General features: G+C 50.8%; 23 protein-coding genes, 3 tRNA genes and 1 riboswitch. Of the genes, 19 read left to right on the plus strand and 7 right to left on the minus strand.

What is annotated here, in order from left to right; translation table 11 throughout:
* Nucleotides 1-144 precede the first annotated feature (144 nt).
* The 18 genes from OCV63_RS11270 (at nt 145) to folK (ending at nt 15,058) form a co-directional block, all read left to right on the plus strand.
* Nucleotides 145-1,581: a VanW family protein gene (locus OCV63_RS11270; protein ID WP_158363915.1), complete on the plus strand. Its 1,437-nt coding sequence runs from the start codon at nt 145-147 to the stop codon at nt 1,579-1,581.
* Between the two features lie 26 nt (nt 1,582-1,607).
* The gene (locus tag OCV63_RS11275; RefSeq protein WP_158363917.1) at nt 1,608-2,594 is read left to right on the plus strand and encodes an AIR synthase family protein; all 987 of its coding nucleotides are present in this window, start codon (nt 1,608-1,610) and stop codon (nt 2,592-2,594) included.
* Nucleotides 2,595-2,626: 32 nt separating this feature from the next.
* On the plus strand, nt 2,627-3,109 hold the full coding sequence (locus OCV63_RS11280; RefSeq protein ID WP_158363919.1) for an Lrp/AsnC family transcriptional regulator: 483 nt from the start codon (nt 2,627-2,629) through the stop codon (nt 3,107-3,109).
* The gene (locus OCV63_RS11285; protein ID WP_158363921.1) at nt 3,106-4,284 is read left to right on the plus strand and encodes an aminotransferase class I/II-fold pyridoxal phosphate-dependent enzyme; all 1,179 of its coding nucleotides are present in this window, start codon (nt 3,106-3,108) and stop codon (nt 4,282-4,284) included. Before OCV63_RS11280 ends, OCV63_RS11285 begins: the two co-directional genes overlap by 4 nt.
* Entirely contained in the window at nt 4,285-4,782 is a 498-nt protein-coding gene (locus OCV63_RS11290) for a tRNA (cytidine(34)-2'-O)-methyltransferase (protein ID WP_158363923.1), read from the plus strand.
* 24 nt (nt 4,783-4,806) lie between these two features.
* Nucleotides 4,807-6,075, plus strand: coding sequence for a cell wall hydrolase (locus tag OCV63_RS11295; protein ID WP_158363925.1), 1,269 nt, complete (start codon nt 4,807-4,809; stop codon nt 6,073-6,075).
* Between the two features lie 152 nt (nt 6,076-6,227).
* A complete protein-coding gene (locus OCV63_RS11300) occupies nt 6,228-7,235 on the plus strand; it encodes a glutamate ABC transporter substrate-binding protein (RefSeq protein ID WP_158363927.1) in 1,008 nt (335 codons plus the stop codon).
* Nucleotides 7,236-7,344: 109 nt separating this feature from the next.
* Nucleotides 7,345-8,004, plus strand: a complete 660-nt coding sequence (locus tag OCV63_RS11305; RefSeq protein ID WP_158363929.1) for an amino acid ABC transporter permease — start codon at nt 7,345-7,347, stop codon at nt 8,002-8,004.
* Nucleotides 8,001-8,810 carry an amino acid ABC transporter permease gene (locus OCV63_RS11310; RefSeq protein WP_158363931.1) on the plus strand — a complete coding sequence of 270 codons (810 nt, stop codon included), beginning with the start codon at nt 8,001-8,003 and terminating at the stop codon, nt 8,808-8,810. Before OCV63_RS11305 ends, OCV63_RS11310 begins: the two co-directional genes overlap by 4 nt.
* Before the next feature lie 3 nt (nt 8,811-8,813).
* Nucleotides 8,814-9,578, plus strand: a complete 765-nt coding sequence (locus OCV63_RS11315; protein WP_158363933.1) for an amino acid ABC transporter ATP-binding protein — start codon at nt 8,814-8,816, stop codon at nt 9,576-9,578.
* A gap of 42 nt (nt 9,579-9,620) precedes the next feature.
* On the plus strand, nt 9,621-10,388 hold the full coding sequence (locus OCV63_RS11320) for a class II glutamine amidotransferase (protein ID WP_158363935.1): 768 nt from the start codon (nt 9,621-9,623) through the stop codon (nt 10,386-10,388).
* Between the two features lie 97 nt (nt 10,389-10,485).
* Nucleotides 10,486-10,558, plus strand: a tRNA-Phe gene (locus OCV63_RS11325).
* A 113-nt stretch (nt 10,559-10,671) separates the two neighbouring features.
* Nucleotides 10,672-10,742 (plus strand) — tRNA-Gly (locus OCV63_RS11330).
* Nucleotides 10,743-10,927: 185 nt separating this feature from the next.
* A complete protein-coding gene (locus OCV63_RS11335; protein WP_158363937.1) occupies nt 10,928-11,890 on the plus strand; it encodes an L-lactate dehydrogenase in 963 nt (320 codons plus the stop codon).
* Nucleotides 11,891-12,124: 234 nt separating this feature from the next.
* Nucleotides 12,125-12,221: riboswitch (THF riboswitch) on the plus strand.
* An 87-nt stretch (nt 12,222-12,308) separates the two neighbouring features.
* Entirely contained in the window at nt 12,309-12,866 is a 558-nt protein-coding gene (gene folE, locus OCV63_RS11340; RefSeq protein ID WP_158363939.1) for a GTP cyclohydrolase I FolE, read from the plus strand.
* 8 nt (nt 12,867-12,874) lie between these two features.
* Complete coding sequence (locus OCV63_RS11345) at nt 12,875-13,351, plus strand: HD domain-containing protein (RefSeq protein ID WP_158363941.1); 477 nt, start codon at nt 12,875-12,877, stop codon at nt 13,349-13,351.
* A gap of 78 nt (nt 13,352-13,429) precedes the next feature.
* Nucleotides 13,430-14,245, plus strand: a complete 816-nt coding sequence (gene folP, locus OCV63_RS11350; RefSeq protein ID WP_158363943.1) for a dihydropteroate synthase — start codon at nt 13,430-13,432, stop codon at nt 14,243-14,245.
* Nucleotides 14,246-15,058 carry a 2-amino-4-hydroxy-6-hydroxymethyldihydropteridine diphosphokinase gene (gene folK / locus OCV63_RS11355; protein WP_158363945.1) on the plus strand — a complete coding sequence of 271 codons (813 nt, stop codon included), beginning with the start codon at nt 14,246-14,248 and terminating at the stop codon, nt 15,056-15,058. It abuts the gene before it with no gap.
* A 51-nt stretch (nt 15,059-15,109) separates the two neighbouring features.
* On the opposite strand, the gene OCV63_RS11360 is transcribed toward folK, so the two are convergent.
* Nucleotides 15,110-16,441, minus strand: a complete 1,332-nt coding sequence (locus tag OCV63_RS11360) for an aminomethyltransferase family protein (RefSeq protein ID WP_158363947.1) — start codon at nt 16,439-16,441, stop codon at nt 15,110-15,112.
* Between the two features lie 144 nt (nt 16,442-16,585).
* Here OCV63_RS11360 and OCV63_RS11365 point away from each other — a divergent pair, with 144 nt between their 5' ends.
* Nucleotides 16,586-17,464: a LysR family transcriptional regulator gene (locus OCV63_RS11365; RefSeq protein WP_262670821.1), complete on the plus strand. Its 879-nt coding sequence runs from the start codon at nt 16,586-16,588 to the stop codon at nt 17,462-17,464.
* A 100-nt stretch (nt 17,465-17,564) separates the two neighbouring features.
* Here the strand turns inward: OCV63_RS11365 and OCV63_RS11370 are convergent.
* From OCV63_RS11370 to OCV63_RS11395, 6 genes are all read right to left on the minus strand, one after another.
* Nucleotides 17,565-17,653 (minus strand) — tRNA-Ser (locus tag OCV63_RS11370).
* A gap of 93 nt (nt 17,654-17,746) precedes the next feature.
* On the minus strand, nt 17,747-18,625 hold the full coding sequence (locus OCV63_RS11375; RefSeq protein ID WP_158363951.1) for a hypothetical protein: 879 nt from the start codon (nt 18,623-18,625) through the stop codon (nt 17,747-17,749).
* Nucleotides 18,626-18,874: 249 nt separating this feature from the next.
* Nucleotides 18,875-20,068, minus strand: coding sequence for a site-specific integrase (locus OCV63_RS11380; RefSeq protein WP_002610375.1), 1,194 nt, complete (start codon nt 20,066-20,068; stop codon nt 18,875-18,877).
* Between the two features lie 80 nt (nt 20,069-20,148).
* Entirely contained in the window at nt 20,149-20,352 is a 204-nt protein-coding gene (locus tag OCV63_RS11385) for an excisionase (protein WP_002610370.1), read from the minus strand.
* Nucleotides 20,353-20,761: 409 nt separating this feature from the next.
* Entirely contained in the window at nt 20,762-21,013 is a 252-nt protein-coding gene (locus OCV63_RS11390; RefSeq protein WP_002610366.1) for a helix-turn-helix domain-containing protein, read from the minus strand.
* Complete coding sequence (locus OCV63_RS11395) at nt 20,997-21,437, minus strand: RNA polymerase sigma factor (RefSeq protein WP_002610364.1); 441 nt, start codon at nt 21,435-21,437, stop codon at nt 20,997-20,999. Before OCV63_RS11395 ends, OCV63_RS11390 begins: the two co-directional genes overlap by 17 nt.
* Nucleotides 21,438-21,843 lie beyond the last annotated feature (406 nt).

The following is a 21,843-nucleotide window of genomic DNA, read 5'->3' on the forward strand; positions in this document are numbered from 1 at the left end:
ACGATAAGAAAAGCAGAAAAGTCATTTCCACGATTATCATCGTCATCGTAGTACTGGCCATGATTTTGCCGATGCTGACCTACGCTCTGTAAGAGATCTTTCAGGCGGAAATCAGGATCCTATTTTGAAAAAAGAGGAGATATTATGAAAAAGAGACAGTTACTGACAGCGGCTGTACTTTGCACAGCCTTTCTGGCGGGCGGCACCACTGCGCTGGCGGCGGACAACGCCACCATTCACACCGGCGTCTATGTGGACGGCATCGATATGTCCGGCATGACCAGGACGGAGGCACTGGACGCCCTGAACACCTACGTGGACGAGATGGGCGCGGAGACGCTGACCCTGCACATCGGCGACAACGAGCTGACCCCGACCCTGGCAGAGCTGGGACTAACCAGTACCAACGAGGACGAGATCGTAGAGGAAGCCGTCATGCTTGGCAAGACTGGCAACATCATCAGGCGTTACAAGGATCGCAAGGATCTGGAGCATGAGAACATGAATTATCAGCTCACCTGGGCTCTGGACACCGAACTGGTGACCGGGTATGTGAACAACCAGTGTAAGAAATTTGATCAGAAGGCCGTAGACGCAACTCTGAAGCGCGAGGGCGGATCTTTCGCAGTGGTGGACGGCCAGATCGGTCTCGTACTGGACGCGGACAGCTCCATCACCACGATTACAGATTTTATTGAAAATGAGTGGGATCATACCGACGGTTCCCTGGATCTGCCGGTGGAGACCGATTATCCCAGAGGAACGGCGGAAGAGCTCAGCAAGGTGAAGGACGTGCTGGGTACCTTCACCACCAGCTACAGCACCTCCGGCGCGTCCCGCTGTAAGAACATTGCCACCGGAACCAGCCACATCAACGGCACGGTACTGTATCCGGGAGACACCTTCTCCGCCTATGAGGCAGTCAGCCCCTTCTCTGAGGCCAACGGCTACGCCATGGCGGGATCTTACCTGAACGGCAAGGTGGTAGACAGCCTGGGCGGCGGTATCTGCCAGGTATCCACGACCTTGTACAACGCGGTTCTGCGGGCAGAGCTGGAAGTGGTAGAGCGTTCCAACCATTCCATGATCGTGACTTATGTGGAGCCGGCGGACGACGCGGCCATCGCGGGAACCTATAAGGATCTGAAGTTCAAGAATACTCTGGACGCGCCGGTCTACATTGAGGGCGTGACCAGCGGCAAGCAGGTGACCTTCACCATCTACGGCCAGGAGACCCGCCCGGCCAACCGGACACTGAAATTCGAGAGCGTGACCTTAAGTACCACAGAGCCGGGCGTACAGATCGTCGCGGACGCAGGCCAGCCTATCGGCTATATCGTGCGTGAGAGCGCGCACAAGGGCGTGGTGGCGGAGCTCTACAAGCATGTCTATGTGGGCGGCAAGGAAGAGAGCGTCACCAAGGTCAACAAGAGTAACTACAAGGCGACGCCGCGGACGATCACCGTAGGCATCGCGGGCGATCCGGAACTTTCCAATGAGCTGCAGGCGGCCATCGCCACCCAGGACGAGGCTACCGTGAACGCCACCCTGGCGTCCTGCGTCGCGCGGATGCAGCAGTAAAGGCGAACATAAAGGAGCGGACAGCGATGAAGGTCGGAAAAGTTTCAGAGACGATTTTAAAAAGAAGTATTTTTAAACAGATACATACGAAGCGGGACGAGGTGCTTCTGGGTGCCGGCGTGGGCGAGGACTGCGCGGCCATGAAGCTGGCTCCCGGCGAGATTTTTGTGATTTCCACCGATCCGATTACCGGAACGGTGAAGGATATCGGCACTCTGGCTATCCAGATTACCGCAAACGATCTGGCCAGCAGCGGCGCGGAGCCGGTGGGCGTCATGCTCACAGTGCTTCTGCCCGAGGAGATCGAGGAGGCCGACATTAAGCAGATGATGAGCGAAGTGGAAGCGGCCTGCGCCCGGTTCCATATCCAGGTCATGGGCGGCCACACCGAGGTCACCCGGGCAGTCAATCAGCCCATTATCAGCGTCACAGGCGTGGGCAAGGTGCAGGAGGGACAGCTGGTATCCACTGCAGGGGCGAAGCCCGGCCAGGATATCCTGGTGACTAAATGGATTGGCGTGGAGGGCACCTCTATCATTGCCAAAGAGAAGGAAGAGGAGCTCCGGAAACGTTTCCCAGCGGCGTTCGTGGAGACGGCCAAGGGCTTTGACCAATATATTTCCGTGGTAGAAGATTCGAAGATTGCGGTGAAGCACGGCGTCAGCGCCATGCACGACGTGACCGAGGGCGGTATCTACGGCGCGCTCTGGGAGGTGGCGGAGGCGTCCGGCGTCGGCCTGGAGATCGACCTGAAGGCCATTCCTATCCGTCAGGAGACCGTGGAGATCTGCGAGTGCTTCGAGCTGAATCCTTACTATCTGATTTCCAGCGGCTGCATGCTGATGGCGGCAGATCGTGGACACGATCTGGTGCGGGAGCTTGAAAAGGCCGGTATTCCGGCGGCGGTCATCGGTAAAGCCACCGACGGCAAGGCCAGACGCATCGTAAACGGTGAGGACGAGAGCTTTCTGGAGCGTCCGAAGACAGACGAATTGTATAAAATATATGAGTAAATTATAAAAAACCTGACGGGAGGGCGAAAGCAATGAGAGAAAAAATTTTGACATTCATTGAGAAAAACAGCCGCGTGGATTTGGCGGATCTGGCAGTGATGCTGGGAGTAGAGGAGGCGGCGGTCGCCAATGAGATCGCGGATATGGAAAAGGAAGGTATTATCTGCGGTTATCATACCCTGATTAACTGGGATAAGACCAGCGAGGAGAAGCTGACGGCCCTGGTGGAGGTCAAGGTTACGCCCCAGCGGGGATTCGGATTTGATAAGGTGGCGGAGCGCATCTACAATTACGCCGAGGTGGACAGCGTCTATCTGATTTCCGGCGGCTTCGACTTTATGGTCATGATCGAAGGCAAGACCATGCGGGATGTGGCGCAGTTTGTATCTGATAAGTTGTCACCGCTGGATTCCGTTCTCAGCACTGCCACACATTTCATATTGAAAAAATACAAAGACCATGGTTCAATTATGGCACATGAGAAAAAAGACGAAAGGATGCTGGTGACACCGTGAGAAACCCATTATCAGACAAAGCAGTTTCAATTCCCTGGTCCGGCATCCGTAAGTTCTTTGATGTGGTAAATGAGATGCCCGACGCCATTTCCCTGGGCGTGGGCGAGCCGGACTTCGATACCCCCTGGCACATCCGCGACGAGGGTATCTATTCTCTGGAAAAAGGACGTACCTTTTATACCTCCAACGCAGGCTTAAAGGAGCTGCGGGAGGAAATCGTGCGCTATCTGGAGCGCCGCATTCACGTAAGCTATGATCCGCTCCGGGAGGTGCTGATTACCGTAGGCGGCAGCGAGGGCATCGACATGGCCTTCCGCGCCATGCTGAACCCGGGCGACGAGGTGCTGATTCCCCAGCCCAGCTACGTGTCCTATGAGCCCTGCTGTGTGCTGGCGGACGGTGTGCCCGTGATCATCGAGCTGAAGGAAGAAAATGAGTTTCGTCTGACTGCCCGGGAGCTGCGGGACGCCATCACCGACAAGACCAAGATTCTGGTTCTGCCTTTCCCGAACAATCCCACCGGCGCGATTATGACTCAGAAGGATCTGGAGGAAATCGCCGAGGTCATCATCGAGAAAGACATTTACGTGCTGTCTGATGAGATTTATTCCGAGCTCAGCTACGCGGGCGACCATGTATCCATCACCAGTATTCCGGGCATGCGGGAGCGAACCGTGCTCATCAACGGCTTTTCCAAGGCTTACGCCATGACTGGCTGGCGTCTGGGTTATGCCTGCGGACCGGCGGAGATTCTCAGCCAGATGACGAAGCTTCATCAGTATGCCATCATGTGCGCGCCTACCAACAGCCAGTACGCGGCGGTGGAGGCCCTGAAAAACGGCGATGAAGACGTGGCGATGATGCGGGAGTCCTACGACCAGAGACGCCGTTTCCTGGTACATACTTTGCGGGAAATGGGACTTTCCTGCTTCGAGCCCTATGGCGCGTTCTATATCTTCCCCGGTATCCAGGAGTTTGGCATGACATCTGAGGAGTTCGCCACCCGGTTCCTGATGGAGGAGAAGGTGGCCGTGGTTCCGGGAACCGCTTTCGGCGCCTGCGGCGAGGGATTCCTTAGAATCTCCTACGCGTACTCTCTCGAAGATCTGAAAGAGGCCACCAGTCGTCTGGCGCGCTTTGTGGCGAAGCTTCGGGCAGAAAAGGGAGCAAAATAAATGGCGTTCAACATCGTACTTTTAGAGCCGGAGATTCCGGCCAATACAGGCAACATCGGAAGAACCTGCGTGGCGACAGGCACGCGCCTGCACCTCATCGAGCCCCTGGGCTTCCGTCTGAGCGAAAAGGAGCTGAAGCGGGCCGGTATGGATTACTGGCCGCAGCTGGATGTGACAACTTATGTAAACTATGAGGATTTCCTGCGGAAGAATCCGGGCGCTCGGCCCTATATGGCGACCACCAAGGGACCGAAGGTCTACACGGAGACGCAGTTTGAGCCGGACTGCTACATCATGTTCGGCAAGGAAAGCGCCGGAATCCCGGAGGAGATCCTGCTGGAAAATCAGGAAAGGGCCATCCGTATCCCCATGCTGGGCGACACCAGATCCCTGAACCTGTCCAACTCCGTGGCTATCGTGCTCTATGAGGCCCTGCGCCAGAATGATTTTCCGGGGATGCGCCTGGAGGGGCACCTGACCAAATACAACTGGAAATAAAGAGACTATAAAGGAACTGAATCCATGAAACAGCATTCACGTCTTCTGAAAACCGCATATCGACTGGGCGGAGTTACCCTGGCGCTGGCGCTTGGGTTTACGTCCTATGCCGTGCCGGATCAGAGCGACGTGGATAACATTCAGAACGAGATTGATAAGACCCAGGACGAGATCGATAAGACCCAGAGCGAGATCGATGCCACGAAGGACAAAAAGGACAAATTGCAGCAGGCCAAGTCTGAGATGGAGGACTACCTGAAGAAGCTGAATCAGCAGTATTCCAGCCTGGAAAGCCAGATTTCTGAGTTAAATAAGCAGATTGTGGACAAAAAGGCGGAGATTGAGCAGACGAAAGGAGAGCTGGAGGAGGCGAAAGCCACCGAGGATAAGCAGTATGCGGACATGAAGGCCCGCATTCAGTATATGTACGAGAATCCTCGGAGCTCCTTCATCGAGATTCTGCTGGAGTCCGGCGATTTCGCCAGCGCCCTGAACCGGGCCGATTACGCGGCGCGCATCAGCGCCTACGACCGGGATATGCTGGAGTCCTACGCGGCCCATAAGGCCGAGATTCAGGAGCAGGAGGAAAAGCTGGAGGCGGAGAAAGAGGCCCTGGATGACATGCAGGCCTCCCTGACGAAAAAGCAGAGCGAGGTATCTTCTCTGGCCAGCAGTACTTCCGGCAAAATCAGCCGGCATGTGAACGATATCGCGGCGGCCCAGGCCGATCTGGACGGCAAGAGCAATACCCTGGCCAACCAGCAGGAGGTCCTGAAGCAGCTTATTGCCGAGAAGAAGAAAATCGAGGCCCAGATCGAGGCGGCTAAGGCGGCTGAGATCATTGGCTCCCTGGGCGACGTGACCGGCGTGCGGACCACAGAGCTGGAATATGTACAGTATGGCGCGTACAGCGCCAGCGAGGACGAAGTAAAGGCTCTGGCGACGCTGATCTACTGCGAGGCAGGCAATCAGGGCGCAGAGGGCCAGCTGGCCGTGGGCGCGGTCGTCATGAACCGTATCCGGGATTCCCGTTTCGGACAGGGCGATATCATGAGCGTGATCCGGGCTTCGGGTCAGTTCTCCCCCGTTACCTCGGGCCGTTTTGACCTGATGCTGACCGACGGCGCGGATTCCGTCACGGAATCCTGCTATAACGCTGCCCGCCGGGCCATCGCGGGCGAATCCAACGTGGGAAACAGGACCTTTTTCCGGACTTATGCCAACTATCCGTCCTTAAGCGGACTTGTGATTGGCGCACATATTTTTTCCTATACTTGGAATTATTCAACCTGACAAAGAAGTCGGTGTACAGAAGAAAGTTTTTCTGTGCAGCGACTTTTTACGTAAAAAATAAAATAATCATACATAACCTATTGACAAAGTAGGTTAAAGAGCGTATGATTGCAACATCAAAACAACGTGAACAATCAAAAAGGAGGATTATTATGAGAAATTTGAAATGGCTGAAGAAATCAACCGCATTACTGCTGACCATTGCACTGGCAGGAAGCCTGGCAGCATGCGGAAGCAAGGCAGACGAGACTCCGGCGGCAGAGACCACACAGGAGACTGAGGCAGCTGCAGAGGCGACCACGGAAGACGCAGCAGAGGCAGAAGAGCCGGTGGCGGCAGAGATCGACAAGGATGCATTTGACGCGCTTCTGGCAGACGGCATCGTAGCAGACGACGCTGACATTGCGGCAAGCAAGTGGGCTACGGCAGTAAAGGAAGCTGGCGTGCTCCGTGTAGGCGGAACCAGAACCTCTTTCCTGTTCAGTCAGCTGGATGAGACAGACAACGGCATCCGCGGCTTTGACGCAGGACTGTATCAGCTGCTTGCACGTTACATCCTGGGCGATGAGAGCAAGTATGAGCTGACACAGGTAGATTCCAGTACCCGTGAGTCCGTTCTGACCAGTGACCAGGTAGACGCAGTATTCGCTACTTATTCCATCACAGACGCACGTAAGGAAGTCATTTCCTTCGCCGGCCCCTACTACACATCCAAGCAGGCTGTCCTGGTAAAGGCAGGCAACACGGATATCACTGGAGTAGAAGACCTGGCTGGCAAGATTGTAGCGACACAGTCCGGTTCCACAGGCCCGGATATCCTGGCTGAGTACGCGCCGGAAGCTACCGTTCAGGAGTTTGCCAACGACCAGGAAGCACGTACCGCTCTGGAGCAGGGCCGTGTAGACGCCTATGTAACAGACTACACTCTGCTTCTGAACGCTATTGTGAAGAACCCGGGCGCTTACGAAATCGCAGGCGACACCTTCGGGCCGGAGGACAACTACGGTATCGGACTTCCGCTTGATTCTGACGGCGTAGCATTTGTAAACGACTTCCTGAAGAAGATCGAAGACAATGGAACCTGGGCAGAGCTGTGGAAGATCAGCCTGGGCGACCGCACCGGCATCGAGACCGTACCGGAAGCTCCGGCGATCGAGTAACCCGAACCGAAGCGTGGTAACTGGTCAGGTGTGGAACAGTTACAAATAGAAAGACAGGGAGAAGGACCTTCAGTAGTTCTGAAGGTCTTTTTCCGCAGGAGGAATCCATATGGGTATTCAGGAACTTCTTTCCCAATACGGAGACAAATATATACAGGCATTGTTCGTCACCTGGAAGCTGACGGCAGTGTCCTTTGTGCTTGCATTTCTGATAGGTATTCTCATTACCATCATGCGGGTATGTCCCGTGAAGCCGCTGCGATGGGTCGGAGACTTCTATGTGCAGATCTTCCGGAACATCCCGGGCGCGACTTTGCTTATCATGCTGGTCTACGCGCTGCCCTATCTGAATGTGGTGCTTTCCTATTACGTCTGTGTGCTGACGGCCACATCCCTGCTTCCGGCGGCGTTCTGCTCCGAGTATCTGATGGCCGGTATGAATACAGTGAGTATCGGACAGATCGAGGCGGCGCGGGCCCTGGGCATGTCCTTTGGCAAGATTCTGAAAAATGTAGTCATTCCCCAGGCTCTTCGTTCCAGTGTGCTTCCCATGACCAATCTTCTGGTGGCGACCATGCTGACGACAGCGCTGGCTTCCCAGGTGCCCATGAACCCCACGGATCTGACCGGTCTGGTCTCCCATATCAATACCAGAGCCGTGGGCGGCGTGACGGCTTTCCTGATTTCCGCGGTGCTGTACTGCGCGACGGCGGTGGTGATCGGACAGATTGGAAACCTGATTGACAGGAAAGTGAGGGTTTTGCGATGAACAATGGACAGATATCCATACGGGATGCGCTCTACGAGGCGCCGGGACCGAAGACCCGCAGAGGAATTATGGCGGGAACTGTGGTGGTGCTCCTGCTTCTGGCGGTGCTGATCTACGGCGTCATTCATCAGTTCGCCATCAATGGACAGCTGGACGCCAGATACTGGTCCTTTTTCACCCGGTATACCACCTGGCGGTTTATTGGAAATGGTCTTGCAGGTACGCTGACGGCTGCGTTGACGGCAGGTGTGATCACATTTTTCGCAGGCCTCCTGCTGATGCTTGGCAGAATCAGCGGCGTCAAACCGCTGGAATGGCTCTGCACCGCGCTCATTGAGTTCAGCCGCGGCGTGCCGACCCTTCTGTTTATCTATTTCTTCTTTCTGGTGGTGCCTCAGTTTGGCATTAAGCTTCCACCTCTGTGTAAGATAGCGGTCCCGGTGGCCATCTCCGCGGCGGGCGTGGTGGCGGAGGTTCTGCGCTCCGGCGTCAACGCGGTGCCGAAGGGACAGACGGAAGCGGCGGTGTCCCTGGGTATGCGAAAGAACAGTGTCTTCTTCAAGATCGTATTTCCACAGGCCCTGCGCTATGTGATTCCGGCATTGATTTCCGAGGTGGTCATCGTGCTGAAGGATACCACCTTCGCCTATGTGGTAAACTATGCGGACCTGATGCAGAACGCGAAGGTGCTGATCAGCAACTATGACGCACTGCTTTCGGTCTATCTGGTGATTGCAATTATCTATATTTTGATCAATTATATATTAAATAGAATCTCTGTGGCCATTGCCAGAAGGAGAAAATAAACTATGGAAGAAAACAGAACTACAGCGAATGAAGTGCCGGTTATCGAACTGCGTCATGTAGATAAGCATTTCGGAGAACTGCATGTATTAAAGGATATCAATTTATCCGTAAAAAAGGGCGAGGTTGTCGTGGTCATCGGACCGTCCGGTTCCGGTAAATCCACCCTGTGCCGGACGATCAACCGACTGGAGACCATTGACTCCGGAGAAATCCTCATCGACGGAACCAAGATGCCTGAGGAGGGTCGGAGGCTGGCCGAGCTCCGTTCCCAGATTGGCATGGTATTCCAATCTTTCAACCTGTTTGCCCACAAGACCATTCTGGACAATGTGACCATCGCGCCCATAGACGTACTGCACAAGCCGAGGAAGGAGGCCCGGGAGGAAGCCATGGAGCTTCTGAAAAGGGTAGGCGTGGATAATCAGGCCGCCAAAGTACCGGCCCAGCTTTCCGGCGGCCAGCAGCAGCGTGTGGCCATCGCCCGTGCCCTGGCCATGCACCCGAAGGCCATTCTCTTCGACGAGCCCACCAGCGCCCTGGATCCGGAGATGATCGGCGAGGTGCTGGATGTCATGACGAAACTTGCGAAGGATGGTATGACCATGGTCATCGTCACCCATGAGATGAATTTCGCCAGACGGGTGGCTGATCGGGTCATCTTCATGGATGGCGGCAGCATCATCGAGGAGGGCGCGCCGGAGGACTTCTTCGAGCATCCGCAGACCAGGCGGGCCCAGGATTTCCTGAATTCAGTGAAAGCCCATTAAGGATCCGGTTACGGACAGAAATACGGAAAAGAGGAACTACACATGTGTGAATTATTTGGCCTGAGCAGTGCCGAAAAAGTAAATTGCAATGAGCTTCTGGGAACCTTCTTCAGCCACGGAGAAACCAATCCGGACGGTTGGGGACTGTCTCTCTTTGACGGGAATTCCGCATCCATCGAAAAGGAACCCATATCTTCAGCGGAAAGCGTCTATCTGAAGCATCGTCTCAGCGACGAGATCACCGAGGACGTGGTTCTGGCCCATATCCGCAAGGCTTCCAAGGGCGGCCTGGAATACAGGAACTGCCATCCCTTCAAGAGACGGGACGCTTCCGGACGCCTGTGGACGCTGATTCACAACGGCACCATCTTCGAAAGCGCCCTGGTGGACGCCTACATTGGAAAACAGCATGGCGGTACTGACAGCGAGCGGATTCTGTACTACCTGATCGATCAGGTGGACGCGGCCATCGCGAAAAAGGGCGGCGAGCTGACCGACAAAGAACGCTTCGACACCGTAAATCAGGTCATCCGCGACATTACCCCGGAGAACAAGGTCAATCTTCTGATTTATGACGGCGATTTGTTCTACGCCCATACAAACTTCTACGAGACCCTGTTCCGTCTGCAGAAAGGCGAGACACTGGTAGTAGCCACCAAGCCCCTGACCGATGACCCGGCCTGGGAAAAAGTCCCCATGAGCACTCCGTTGGCCTACCGGAAGGGAAGGCTGGTCTTTGAAGCCGAACCTCATCCCTATGAGTTTATCGATAAGGAACCGCGGGATATCGAGTACACGAAGCCGCTCTAAAAAACGAAAGTAAAATATGAAAAATTGCTTGACAAACATAATTCCATCATGTAGAATATCACTGTTGTGACACATGAAAGTTATGTGAAAGCAATTTGCCCAGATAGCTCAGTTGGTAGAGCAGAGGACTGAAAATCCTCGTGTCACTGGTTCGATTCCGGTTCTGGGCATGTACGGAGCACTTGGCGAGGTATTCTCGAGTCTAGTGCGAAGACACACCTGGACACTTGGCAAGGTTCTTTCGAGCCTAGTGACCACGGTGCATCCTTATATTTTTTCATTTGCGGGTGTAGTTCAATGGTAGAACACCAGCCTTCCAAGCTGGATACGTGGGTTCGATTCCCATCACCCGCTTATTTTTATGCCCAAATTTAAGTAGAGCAGGTGATGGGAATCGAACCTTCGGTTCGTTCTCCGCTCCGGTCGGTGCTAAACAGGTGCCGCTGGCACATTCTTTTTTAGTTTTAAAACCCCGATTGACGGCGCCAGAACATTGCAGTAAACTATTCGTGATTAGAAAGAACGAGGAGGACGCATCTATGGCAATTTCATATGGAAAAATGGTAATCATCGGCGCTGGTAAGGTGGGAAGCGCGATTTTGAATTCGGTTCTGCGGATGAATATCCTGGATGAGATCGTGGTGGTGAACCGCAACCAGAAAAAGGCCCTGGGCGAGGTGCTGGACGCCAGCCATACCACGGCGTTCGCTTACAGCGCCAACGCGAACATCCATGTGGGCGGCTACGAGGAGTGCGCGGACGCCCAGATCATCGTGGTGACTGCAGGCCCCAGCATCCAGCCGGGTAATTCCCGGGACCGCATGGTGCTTCTGGAGAAAAATGTCAACGTCATGAATGATATCATGGAGCAGATCACCCACTACACCCGGGAGGCTATCATCATTGTAGTATCCAATCCGCTGGACATCCTGACCTACATTGCCCAGAAGAAATTCGACTATCCGGCCAATAAGATCTTCGGTACAGGCACTTTGCTTGATACCGCCCGTTTCAATAAAATGCTGGGCGACCTCTGCGGCGTGGATGCCAAGAACGTGACCGGTTTCGTGCTGGGCGAGCACGGCTCCACCTCCTTTATCCCCTGGAATACTGTGAACATCGTGGGTGTGCCGTTTTCGGAATTTGAGAAACAGTTTGAATTAAAGGAAAAACTCGACAAAGAAAAGCTGCTCCATGATACGAAGGTCATCGGCCTGGATATCGTAGAGCTGAAGGGTTACACCAGCTCCGGCGTGGCCTTAAGCGCCTGCCGTCTGATCGGCAGCATTGTCCGCAACGAGAAATCTGTGGTGCCTGTCTCCACGGTGCTGTCAGGCCAGTACGGCCTCACCGGAGCAGCCATGAGCCTGCCCTGCGTCATTTCCAAGAACGGCATCGACCGGGTACTGGAGCTGCCCCTGGACGAGCAGGGAAAGAGCGACCTGCAGAAGTGCTATGAGCATCTGCGGACGGCCATCGAGAGCGTGTATACAGAAGCATGAGTCATTAGGTACCGCCAGTCATAAAGAGGACTGGCGGTAATTTTATGTAACAGTTTGATTGCTATAAATTTATGTACTACTAAGAATTTCTCAGGAGTTATGTAGTCATATTTTAAATAGGTAATCTGGGTAAAAATTTGGTAAATTCCTGTATACAATGTATAAATCTATATACAGACCTGATGGTATATGATATAATGCCCTTTGGTAACAATTTACAACAATAGAATAATATGCAAAATAGGTTTTCATGCGTCAAGTGTTCAGCGGATGGGGAGTTGCCGCCGAAACGAAAAGTTCATCTTACGGTATGGAGACCGCACCCGTTGCAGCAATATAAGATTAAATGAACAGTGTCTCATATTGTGAAGGGATATTTTCGTCATATGTTCTGTCACAGCCTGGAGGTGCTGTTTTTATGATGGATTATGAGAAAATCAAGGCCGGAGTCCAGCTTATGCTGGAGGGAATCGGCGAGGATGTAACAAGAGAAGGCTTATTGGAGACGCCGGATCGGATTGCGCGTATGTGCGCTGAGATCTACGGCGGCCTGTACGAGGATGCGTCGGTGCATCTGAAAAAACAATTCACAGTCGAGCGGAACGACATCGTAGTAGAGAAGGATATCACCTTCTATTCCGTGTGTGAACATCATTTACTCCCCTTTTACGGAAAAGCGCATATCGGGTATATACCGAACGGTAAGGTAGTAGGCTTAAGCAAGCTGGCCCGTACCGTAGATGTATTTGCCAGAAGACCCCAGATTCAGGAGAAGCTCACGTCCCAGATCGCGGATGCGCTGGAGGAAAGCCTGGCTCCCCAGGGTGTTATCGTTATGCTGGAGGCTGAGCACATGTGTATGACCATGCGCGGCATCAAAAAGCCCGGCAGCAAGACCGTCACCATGGTGACCACCGGCTGCTTTGAGAATAATTTTGAGCTGCAGAATCGTTTTCTGAGCATGGTGCGTCAGTAATGGGCGGCATGGAGCGCGTAAACCGGATCTGGAATCACCCGGCCTATCAGGAGGCCCTGGGAAAGCTGACGGCCTACGAGGCAGAGCGGGAATTCTGCCGCCATACGCCGGAGCATTTTCTTGCTGTGGCCCGCCTGACTTATCTGCTTGCCCTGGAACAGGGGGTAGAAGCTGATAAGGAAATCATCTATGCGGCCGGACTTCTGCACGATATGGGTAGATACCTTCAATATGAAAATGGGACGCCCCACGACGAAGCAGGTGTCATGCTGGCCGGGCCCATTTTGCAGGAATGCGGTTTTTCGGAAGGCGAGAGCGCCGAAGTGCTGAAGCTCATCGGAAGCCACCGTACCCAAAGCGACGCGAGGGATCTGCCGGGATTGTTTTACCGGGCGGATAAGCTGTCGCGGAGCTGCTTTCTGTGTCCGGCCCAGGAGGATTGCAACTGGCCGGAGGAAAAAAAGAACCTGGAGATTCGATTATAACCCGGAAAGGAGAGTGGCTGTTCCTGATAACTGGAAGCGCTGAGCGCCGAGGGCACAGAACAGCTACAGTGAAAATGTATGAAAATCGGAACCAAAGAATTCGACGTAAAGAATAAAACCTATATCATGGGAATCCTGAATGTGACCCCGGATTCCTTTTCCGACGGCGGAAAATGGAACCACATGGACGCAGCTCTGGCCCATGCGGAGGAGATGATCCGCGAGGGCACCGCCATTCTGGATATCGGCGGCGAGTCTACCCGTCCCGGTCACCAGCAGATTACCGAGGAAGAGGAAATCGAGAGGGTAGCCCCGGTCATCGAGGCAGTGAAAGCCCGTTTTGACATACCCGTATCCATCGATTCCTACAAGGCGAAGGTGGCGGCAGCAGCCATCGAAGCGGGAGCCGATCTGGTCAATGATATCTGGGGTCTCAAATACGACCCGGAGATGGCCGGACTCATTGCCCGCACCGGAGTGGCCTGCTGTCTGATGCACAATAAGAACAATACAGAGTATCAGGATTTCTACCCGGATATGCTGCAGGAAACCGCGGAGTGCGTAAAGCTTGCGAAGGAAGCGGGTATCGCCGACGATAAGATTATCCTTGACCCGGGCGTAGGCTTTGGAAAAAATTACGAGCAGAATCTGGAGACCATTTTACATATGGAGCGGTTCCATGAGCTGGGATATCCCATGCTGCTTGGTACATCGCGTAAATCCGTTATCGGTCTGACCCTGGATCTGCCGGCGGATCAGAGAGTAGAGGGAACCCTGGTGACGACCGTGATGGCTGTGATGAAAAAGTATGCTTTTGTCCGGGTTCACGACATCAAAGAAAATCAGCGCACGATCCGGATGACCGAGGCGATTCTGAAAGCAGGAGAGAACTAAATGGATAAAATACAGATTAAAAACTTGGAAATATTTGCCAATCACGGCGTATTCCCGGAGGAAAATAAGCTGGGACAGAAATTTGTCATTTCCGCAACCCTTTACACCTCCACCCGGAAGGCGGGAAAGACGGACGATTTGACTGCCTCCATTCATTACGGCGAGGTCAGCCAGTTTATCACAAAATTTGTTCAGGAGCACACCTGGAAGCTGCTGGAAACGGTGGTGGAGCAGCTGGCGGAAGCCATGCTTCTGAACATCCCCCATCTGGAAAAGGTGGAGCTGGAGATTAAAAAGCCCTGGGCTCCTGTGGGACTGCCCCTGGAGACCGTGTCTGTCTCCATCGAGCGGGGTTGGCACACCGCCTACATCGCTATGGGATCTAACATGGGTGACAAAAAAGCTTATCTGGACATGAGCGTGCTTGGACTGCAGCTCACGAAAGGCTGTATCGTAGAAACAGTGGCCGATTATCTGGCCACCGAGCCCTACGGCTACACCGATCAGGACGAATTTCTGAACAGCGTCATGAAGATCCGGACTATCCTGCCGCCTCACGAACTCCTGAATCGTCTCCACGAGCTGGAGCAGGAAGCCAACCGGGTTCGCGTCATCCACTGGGGTCCCCGGACACTGGATCTGGACATCCTCCTGTACGACGACCTGATCCTCGATGACGAGGAGCTTCACATCCCCCACATCGAGATGCACAAGCGGGATTTCGTGCTGATTCCGTTGGCGCAGATCGCGCCCTGGGTTCGTCATCCGGTGTACAATCAGACGGTGCAGGAGTTGTTGGATAGACTGAAATAAGAGTATTACAAAACCCCAGATACCTATCAATTTGTATCTGGGGTTTTAAAATTAGAATACCGGGTGCGGAATTTTTTCCACATCGAAGGTTTCATTGCGCATTTCTTCGTTATAATAGGGGAATGGAGCAACTTTTACACGAATAGGCTGAGCTGAAAGAGGAGTGCTTCCCCACATAACAGTGTATTCGTCCCCTACATTAGCATATTCACGGTTTATAAATGCAAGTGAAATCATATTTCCGTGATAAAAATCTCGCTCGCGACCGGAAGCTACGCCTATCATTTGGTTGCCATTCATAACTTTGCTGATAACAAAAAAGTCTAAAAGAGCTCCATCTGCGATATTAGAAATATCATCCCATGGCATTACAGGGGTTCCTGTAAACTGAGAAGCGAATGCTTTTCCAATATCTTCCGCATTCCATTCCAACGTAACAACAGTACGGGCAGGAGCCTTAGCCATTTCCTGAAGTGCTTTTTTACCGATAAAGTCATGATCCCAGTTAATAAGATAATCCCATTTTACATCGTAGGGGTTAACAAAACCATTTTCGATATCATCAGCGGCACTTCCATGGAAATTGTACTGACAGAATTGTGTATTCCATCCGCAGTGTTCAATGACATATTGCTTCATTTTTTCATCATTTAATAAAAATGGATAGTAGAAATGAATGTACTGATTCGGATAACCTCCCTGCGTATGGTTTCTGCAGTAATTCATCATTCCCAGACGTTTTAGTCCGTACTCTTCTCCGGCCTGAGCAATTGCCTCATAGACTTCCCCTACTTTATTCATATCCCCATGCATTTCATATGCAAGGCAGCCGGACATGCCTAAGCGATGGATGGTTGTTTTTACACCGGCTATTTCGATTTCTGTATGTTTGGCAAATTTAAGACTATGTAAATCTTTCCCGGAAACCTTTTCCATAATCTCAAGAGAGCGAGGTCCGTCAATCTGGATAAAAAATTCATCAGTAACCCATCTTCCCTGTACATCATATCCCAGGGTTTCAACATAGTATGCCAGAACAGGGGCGAGCCAGTATGTCAGATACCGGTTTTCATCTACGCGCATCATAACACCGTCTGCCAGCATCTGCCCTTTTTCGTTACACATAATTGTATGACGGGAACCGCCGACTTTCAGAGTAGAGTAGTCGCGATTAACGCTGACATAATTCATCAGTTTTACAACATCTGGTCCGGACAATTCGTACACTGGAGAGCAGTTCAAAAAATTACCGAGCCATGCTCCGTTTCTGCATGCAAGCAGTTCTTCCTGCGGAGAGCTGTACAGCATGGGGACGTAATAGTCATTTCCCCAATTCATTAAAAGAAGGGCGTGGCTGTTCACAAGATTGTTAATTTTAAACATATTGTTACCTCCTGTTTTAATTTTTCGGTTTTGATATTTTAATTATAGTAAAGGTGTCAGAGAAAGAGAAATGCTGGTTTTGGGCTCTATTTATGTTGACACGTTATAAATAGAACTCATATAATGAAAGAGAGGATGGAAACTATGATAAAAATAAGCTATTTGCGGGAATTTGTATTATTAGCGGAAACGCTAAATTTCTCTAAAACAGCAGAAAAAAGTTATATTACACAACCGGCGTTGAGTCGTCATCTGGCGCTCCTGGAAGATGAGATGGGGGCAACGCTTATGGAACGGACGACGAGAAAGGTTTCTCTGACACCGGCTGGAAAGACGGTATATGAAGCGTTTCGATATATGCTGGAAATATATAGTCAGACGCAGGAAAAGGCACATGAACTTTCAGCGCAAAGCAGGGGAAGACTTGTTGTGAATAGTCCGTATTACTGGACGGGTGATTTTACAGAGCCTCTGATTCGTTTATTTCAAGCTCAATATCCAGAGTGTGAGATTACAATACAGTCATGCCAGCCCATAGATGGTTTTGATGGATTAAAAAAGGGGCTTTGTGATATATTTATTTCAATGGAAATGCCGGAAGTGTCTCCGATAATGAATAAGATTGCAATTTCCCGGGAGGAAGTAAGAGCCTTTATGCCGGATACGCATTTGTTGTGTAAAAAAGAATGTGTCGATTATACAGATTTAAATGGACAAAAATATCTTTATTTAAAAGGTTTTGAGTATTGGAAGGATAGAATTCTGCAAGAATTACTGGCGGAGCAAATTTATCCGTCTGCAATTATTCCTTGTGATCAGGTTGAGGAGTTGGGAATGAGGTTACAAAGAGAAAATGCAGTTGCACTTTTGCCGTATTGTATTCGTCATATGAATCGTTCCTACATTGTGAGCCGTCCTTTGAAAAAACCATTTTGGGTTGAAATGTATGTTTATTACGAACAAAATACGAAAAATCCGGCAGTTTCCGCATTTGTTGATCTGTTTTGCACAGAAAAAGAGTGAATGTCGGTACAGTTCGCTGGGGGCTGGAATACAGTTTTGTAGAAAGAACAAAAAGAGCAACGAGTTTACATAAGATAACTCGCTGCTCTTTTTCTTTTAGCGGAGGAGGAGGGATTTGAACCCTCGCGCCGGTGCTACCGACCTACTGGTGTTCGAAGCCAGACCCTTCAGCCACTTGGGTACTCCTCCATTGCTGATAACCAGTAAATAATAGTATAATATATTTCTGGGGGATTTTCAAGTGCAGGATTTAAGGTTCGAAGGCAATCTGGCTTCCATTTGTTATTCGGATTGGGATTCCGCAGTTTTGGTTTGGCGCTTCTCCAGAACCATGCTCCGAAGCGCCAGCGTTCCGCCGTGCTCTATCACATAATCTGCATATTTCCGCGCCTCTTCGGGCTGTCCTAATTCATCCAGATAATCAGAAAGCATCCCATAGAACATCATTTGTTCATAGGGCACCCGGGGCTGCGTAGTCTTGAGCCGTTCCACGGCCTGTTCCCGTCGGCCCTCCAGCCAGTCCAGCCGGGCCCAGAGCGCCGTGCTCCGCTTCAGCAGCCGACCGCCCTGTTCCATAATGCTGCGGTAACGCACCGCGTCCTGTTCCTGATAAGCGTAATGGGCCTGGATATTCAGGGAAAGCTGCCGGTAAATCAGAGTGTTCCGCTTGGATTTCCAGCCGTTTTTCATATAGAGATCCGCCACGCCCACCTGTCCGCAGGCCAGCAGCGCCTCCACATAAAGCTGCTCAAAATACCGCCGCTGCCGTCCGGCCACCTTGCGGGCTTGCTTCTGATTCCTGTATACATCATAGGGCACATACCGCGTACCCTCGTCCGCGATACAAAGCAGACGCTCAGCGTCACAGTCCATATACAGAATATTCCGGAGTGCCTTAAAATTTTTCACCCCTGCAGCGCCGCCCCGGATCACAGCCAGCAGCCCGGAAACCAGAATAATCAGATACATCAGCCAGTTTTTCTCCCAAAACCACCCGTCGACTCGATAAGTAAATCCGGCTGTCGTCACTGTCCGCGAAAACGGCGGTCCCAGCAACACACTCGTAAGCATCATCAGCACGATAATTGCCGCAAAGTACAAAGTTAGATTCTGACGCACAGCGCGTTTCACATTTTGATAATAGGTAGTCAGTTCAGTCATAATTATCACCCTTTTTCGAAAGAATATAACTTAATTATAACGCATTTTCAGGAAGAAAATATGATTTTTCTCTTAAAATTAGATATGAATTTTGATTATCTTTTTAGAAGTTCTTATATGCCGGTATAGCCCGTATTTACAGGCTTTTCCGGCATTTTTCGTATCGGAAGAAACTCACATATATTTTTATATCCGCTTAGGTTTTTGCTTTCAAAAGTAGTAAAGAAGTAGTAAAACCTTGATTTACTACTAAGCTGCTATCCGCAGCATTTCAGCTTTTGCGCTGTCGAAAGTAGCGTGTGCGTAATAGTTCAGCGTCATAGTAATGTTGGAATGTCCCATAATGTACTGTAATGCTTTCGGGTTCATTCCGGCATTTGCCATGTTGGTACAGAACGTATGACGTAAGGTGTGCGGTGTCATTACTTTCGGTAGAGCTTCCTCATGGTACTTGTTGTACTTCTTTGCAAGCCCCCTAAACATACCGTCATAATTGGTAGCTGTTTTCGGGTAGCCGTCCCGGTTGAGGAAAAGGAAGTTGCTGTAACCGTCAATAGTAACAGCTTTTGCACCCCTGCGCCGTTTCAGCACTCGGTTAAATGCTTCATATACTTTTTCGCTCATTGGAATTTGACGAATACCGCTTTTCGTTTTTGGTGTTTCAATGTAATATCCTGTTTCCGCACTTCTTAAAAGTTGGTGGTCTACATTGATTATCCTATTCTCAAAGTTAATGTCAGTATCGGTCAGCCCGCAAAGTTCAGAGATACGAAGCCCTGTCCCAAGCAAAATAATAAGCTCATCATAATACTTCTGATAAACTTTGTCATTTTGAGCAAAGGACAAAAAACTTTCTTCCTGCGCTGGTGTTAGCGGAACCTTTGGTTCTGTATCATCTTCAATGACAGTGTTTAACTGGAAGTCAAAAGGATTTTTCCTTATGCAATCGTCCTGTATCGCTGTGTAAAAGGCAGCTTTCAAGGAACGCTTGTCATTACTGATAGTCTTATAGGAAATTCCTTTTTCTTTCATGCGGATTGCCCATTCTTTCGCGTCGGACAGCTTCACGCTGTCAATCGGGCAGCCCCCAAGTTTATCTTCTTCCAGTAGCTTCATCAGCCGCTTGCGTCCGTTTTTCGTATTGTACCTTACATTTCCCCGGTGGCGTATCTGCTTTGCATAAAGTTGGCAGACCGTCATTTTCTTGCCTATGGTGTCTATCCCGTCGTCAAGGTCTTTCTGTATCTCTTTTACCTTTTCTCGTAGGGATATATCCTCACGCTTTCCGGCAGGGGTCTTGTCCGTAGGTACTAACTTCCACGCATACACAAACTGCGGATTACCAAAGGTATCTATATATTTGTAAGCATATCTTCCGTCTTTTCTCTGGCTCTCTCCCGACCGCAAAACTCGATTTTTGCTGTCACGTCTTTTCTTTGACATTTTTCAATGCTCCTTTCCAAGACGGAAAGAGCCTTGATATGCTTATCCCATTATAGCACATTCAAGGCTCAATTTCACTATCAGATTGTGTCTATGGTATCAATCATTTTTTCAAACTGTTTGCGCTTGATTTGAATACGGTTGCCGTTCATAATAACCCACCCGGCGGCAGGATTTTCCTCGGCTAATTTACGCAGCTTGTTTTCTCCGATACGGAAGTATTTAGCTGCTTCATCTATCGTAAGCGTGTATTTTTCCCAAATAGGCACGTCGGCGTTACTCATAGTATCGTCCCCCTTTCAATATTAGGAAAAGTGAATAGTAAAAGGGGCTTTAATCGGACGGCTGTTAGCACAACCTCGCGGGAGTTCCACCCCTGCCCGTTAAGGCAGCTCTACCCAATGCCTGCGACGCTTTTAACGCTCGGACTATGGCTATAAAGGCTTGTCTACCCTTAGTGCGTGTCGTCGCCCACAAGCCGCTACACTTGTTCCCCGGCGTGGTGGTGGTCGCTCGACTTTCTCCAATAGAAGAAAAGCGTCATGGCGCACCTGCCGTATGGCTCAACGCAAAAAGGACGTATCCGATTTGCCCTATACTGCGTCGCCGTTATCTTGCGTCGCTTTCTTTGTCAAAGAGCAAGTAAGGTCAAGTCAACAGGCAGCGGAAAGGGGGACGCTGCTTGTGGTTATCTCAAACCTTGAATGAAAGGACAGCCCGCATAAGACGCGAACGCAAGCGGTCGCGTATATCCTCATCTATGCCCCAATAGATATTTCCGCGCTCATCACGCAGCTTTCGCATAGACAGGGACGCTATGTAGCTTTCGTAATGCTGTACGACAATGTTCATAGCTTCCGGGTCGCCCTTAGTAGCGGCTATGATTACCGGGTAAGGCAACAAGCCGCGTTCGTCCTGTTCTGATTTACTAATCTGTGCAGTCATAGGCTTTTTCCTCCAAATAGCGTTTTAACAGCTTCATTGAGCTTGTCCGACGGGACTGTACCGTTGTCCTTGACAGATTACAAAACTTTGCAATCTCGCGTTCGCTCATGTCAAAGAAATAATACAGCAGTACGGTTTCCCGCTTTTCTTCCGGCAAACTGTGCAGGGCTTCGGCAAGCAGCTTCGCAGTAATTTCTTTGCCGCCGACAACGAAAGACTGTTCTGCTTCATCATCTGCAAAATACTCGTCGCAGACGTAGAGCTGTTTTTCTTCCAGTGGCGACAGGTCAGAAAAAGTAACCTCGCGTAATTGTCGCTGCTTTGTGTCCCTGTGGGCATTCATAGCTTCTCGCTTCAACGCCAGTTTGCAAAAGCCGTTAAAAGCACAACGGATTTGCCATTGGGTACGAATAGGCTCGTTCATGTTCTCACCTCCTTTCGCTGCCGCGAAAGCGGTGGAGTTTGAAATGTCCCCTTTCGTAAACCCTCAAACCAACGCACTTCAAAATGGACGTTGGTTTTAGAAATTTTTTGAAAAAGTTTTTTGATAAAATACAAAATGCGCCCGTCTGCAAATTGCAGACAGGCGCAAAGGAATTATCAAAAGTATATGTATGATTTGTGAGTTCATCTATGTAGCCAGAATAACCCGTTGGCGGGTAATGGCTTTTTTTGATAACAGTCTATTAGGGCATAGGAAAAAGGACATGACGATACCTCCTTGATACCGCCATGTCTTTATCTAGTAGTAAGCGTCCAATAAGAGGGTGTATCGAAATTTCTGGCTGTTGCATGTAAACTATTGATTAGAGTTTTGGGAGTTGACTCTA

Origin of the sequence: Laedolimicola ammoniilytica, from assembly GCF_025567165.1 — a bacterium.
GTDB lineage: Bacteria > Bacillota > Clostridia > Lachnospirales > Lachnospiraceae > Laedolimicola > Laedolimicola ammoniilytica.

What these genes read in the sequence shown, in the direction of transcription:
- folP (WP_158363943.1), top strand. Translation starts at nt 13,430, where the DNA reads ATGAAAATCGGAACCAAAGAATTCGACGTAAAGAATAAAACCTATATC.
- OCV63_RS11365 (WP_262670821.1), top strand. Translation starts at nt 16,586, where the DNA reads ATGATAAAAATAAGCTATTTGCGGGAATTTGTATTATTAGCGGAAACG.
- OCV63_RS11280 (WP_158363919.1), top strand. Translation starts at nt 2,627, where the DNA reads ATGAGAGAAAAAATTTTGACATTCATTGAGAAAAACAGCCGCGTGGAT.
- OCV63_RS11315 (WP_158363933.1), top strand. Translation starts at nt 8,814, where the DNA reads ATGGAAGAAAACAGAACTACAGCGAATGAAGTGCCGGTTATCGAACTG.
- OCV63_RS11275 (WP_158363917.1), top strand. Translation starts at nt 1,608, where the DNA reads ATGAAGGTCGGAAAAGTTTCAGAGACGATTTTAAAAAGAAGTATTTTT.
- folK (WP_158363945.1), top strand. Translation starts at nt 14,246, where the DNA reads ATGGATAAAATACAGATTAAAAACTTGGAAATATTTGCCAATCACGGC.
- OCV63_RS11375 (WP_158363951.1), bottom strand. Translation starts at nt 18,625, where the DNA reads ATGACTGAACTGACTACCTATTATCAAAATGTGAAACGCGCTGTGCGT.
- OCV63_RS11295 (WP_158363925.1), top strand. Translation starts at nt 4,807, where the DNA reads ATGAAACAGCATTCACGTCTTCTGAAAACCGCATATCGACTGGGCGGA.
- OCV63_RS11290 (WP_158363923.1), top strand. Translation starts at nt 4,285, where the DNA reads ATGGCGTTCAACATCGTACTTTTAGAGCCGGAGATTCCGGCCAATACA.
- OCV63_RS11310 (WP_158363931.1), top strand. Translation starts at nt 8,001, where the DNA reads ATGAACAATGGACAGATATCCATACGGGATGCGCTCTACGAGGCGCCG.
- OCV63_RS11270 (WP_158363915.1), top strand. Translation starts at nt 145, where the DNA reads ATGAAAAAGAGACAGTTACTGACAGCGGCTGTACTTTGCACAGCCTTT.
- folE (WP_158363939.1), top strand. Translation starts at nt 12,309, where the DNA reads ATGATGGATTATGAGAAAATCAAGGCCGGAGTCCAGCTTATGCTGGAG.
- OCV63_RS11360 (WP_158363947.1), bottom strand. Translation starts at nt 16,441, where the DNA reads ATGTTTAAAATTAACAATCTTGTGAACAGCCACGCCCTTCTTTTAATG.
- OCV63_RS11395 (WP_002610364.1), bottom strand. Translation starts at nt 21,437, where the DNA reads ATGAACGAGCCTATTCGTACCCAATGGCAAATCCGTTGTGCTTTTAAC.
- OCV63_RS11345 (WP_158363941.1), top strand. Translation starts at nt 12,875, where the DNA reads ATGGAGCGCGTAAACCGGATCTGGAATCACCCGGCCTATCAGGAGGCC.
- OCV63_RS11300 (WP_158363927.1), top strand. Translation starts at nt 6,228, where the DNA reads ATGAGAAATTTGAAATGGCTGAAGAAATCAACCGCATTACTGCTGACC.
- OCV63_RS11320 (WP_158363935.1), top strand. Translation starts at nt 9,621, where the DNA reads ATGTGTGAATTATTTGGCCTGAGCAGTGCCGAAAAAGTAAATTGCAAT.
- OCV63_RS11335 (WP_158363937.1), top strand. Translation starts at nt 10,928, where the DNA reads ATGGCAATTTCATATGGAAAAATGGTAATCATCGGCGCTGGTAAGGTG.
- OCV63_RS11380 (WP_002610375.1), bottom strand. Translation starts at nt 20,068, where the DNA reads ATGTCAAAGAAAAGACGTGACAGCAAAAATCGAGTTTTGCGGTCGGGA.
- OCV63_RS11390 (WP_002610366.1), bottom strand. Translation starts at nt 21,013, where the DNA reads ATGACTGCACAGATTAGTAAATCAGAACAGGACGAACGCGGCTTGTTG.
- OCV63_RS11305 (WP_158363929.1), top strand. Translation starts at nt 7,345, where the DNA reads ATGGGTATTCAGGAACTTCTTTCCCAATACGGAGACAAATATATACAG.
- OCV63_RS11385 (WP_002610370.1), bottom strand. Translation starts at nt 20,352, where the DNA reads ATGAGTAACGCCGACGTGCCTATTTGGGAAAAATACACGCTTACGATA.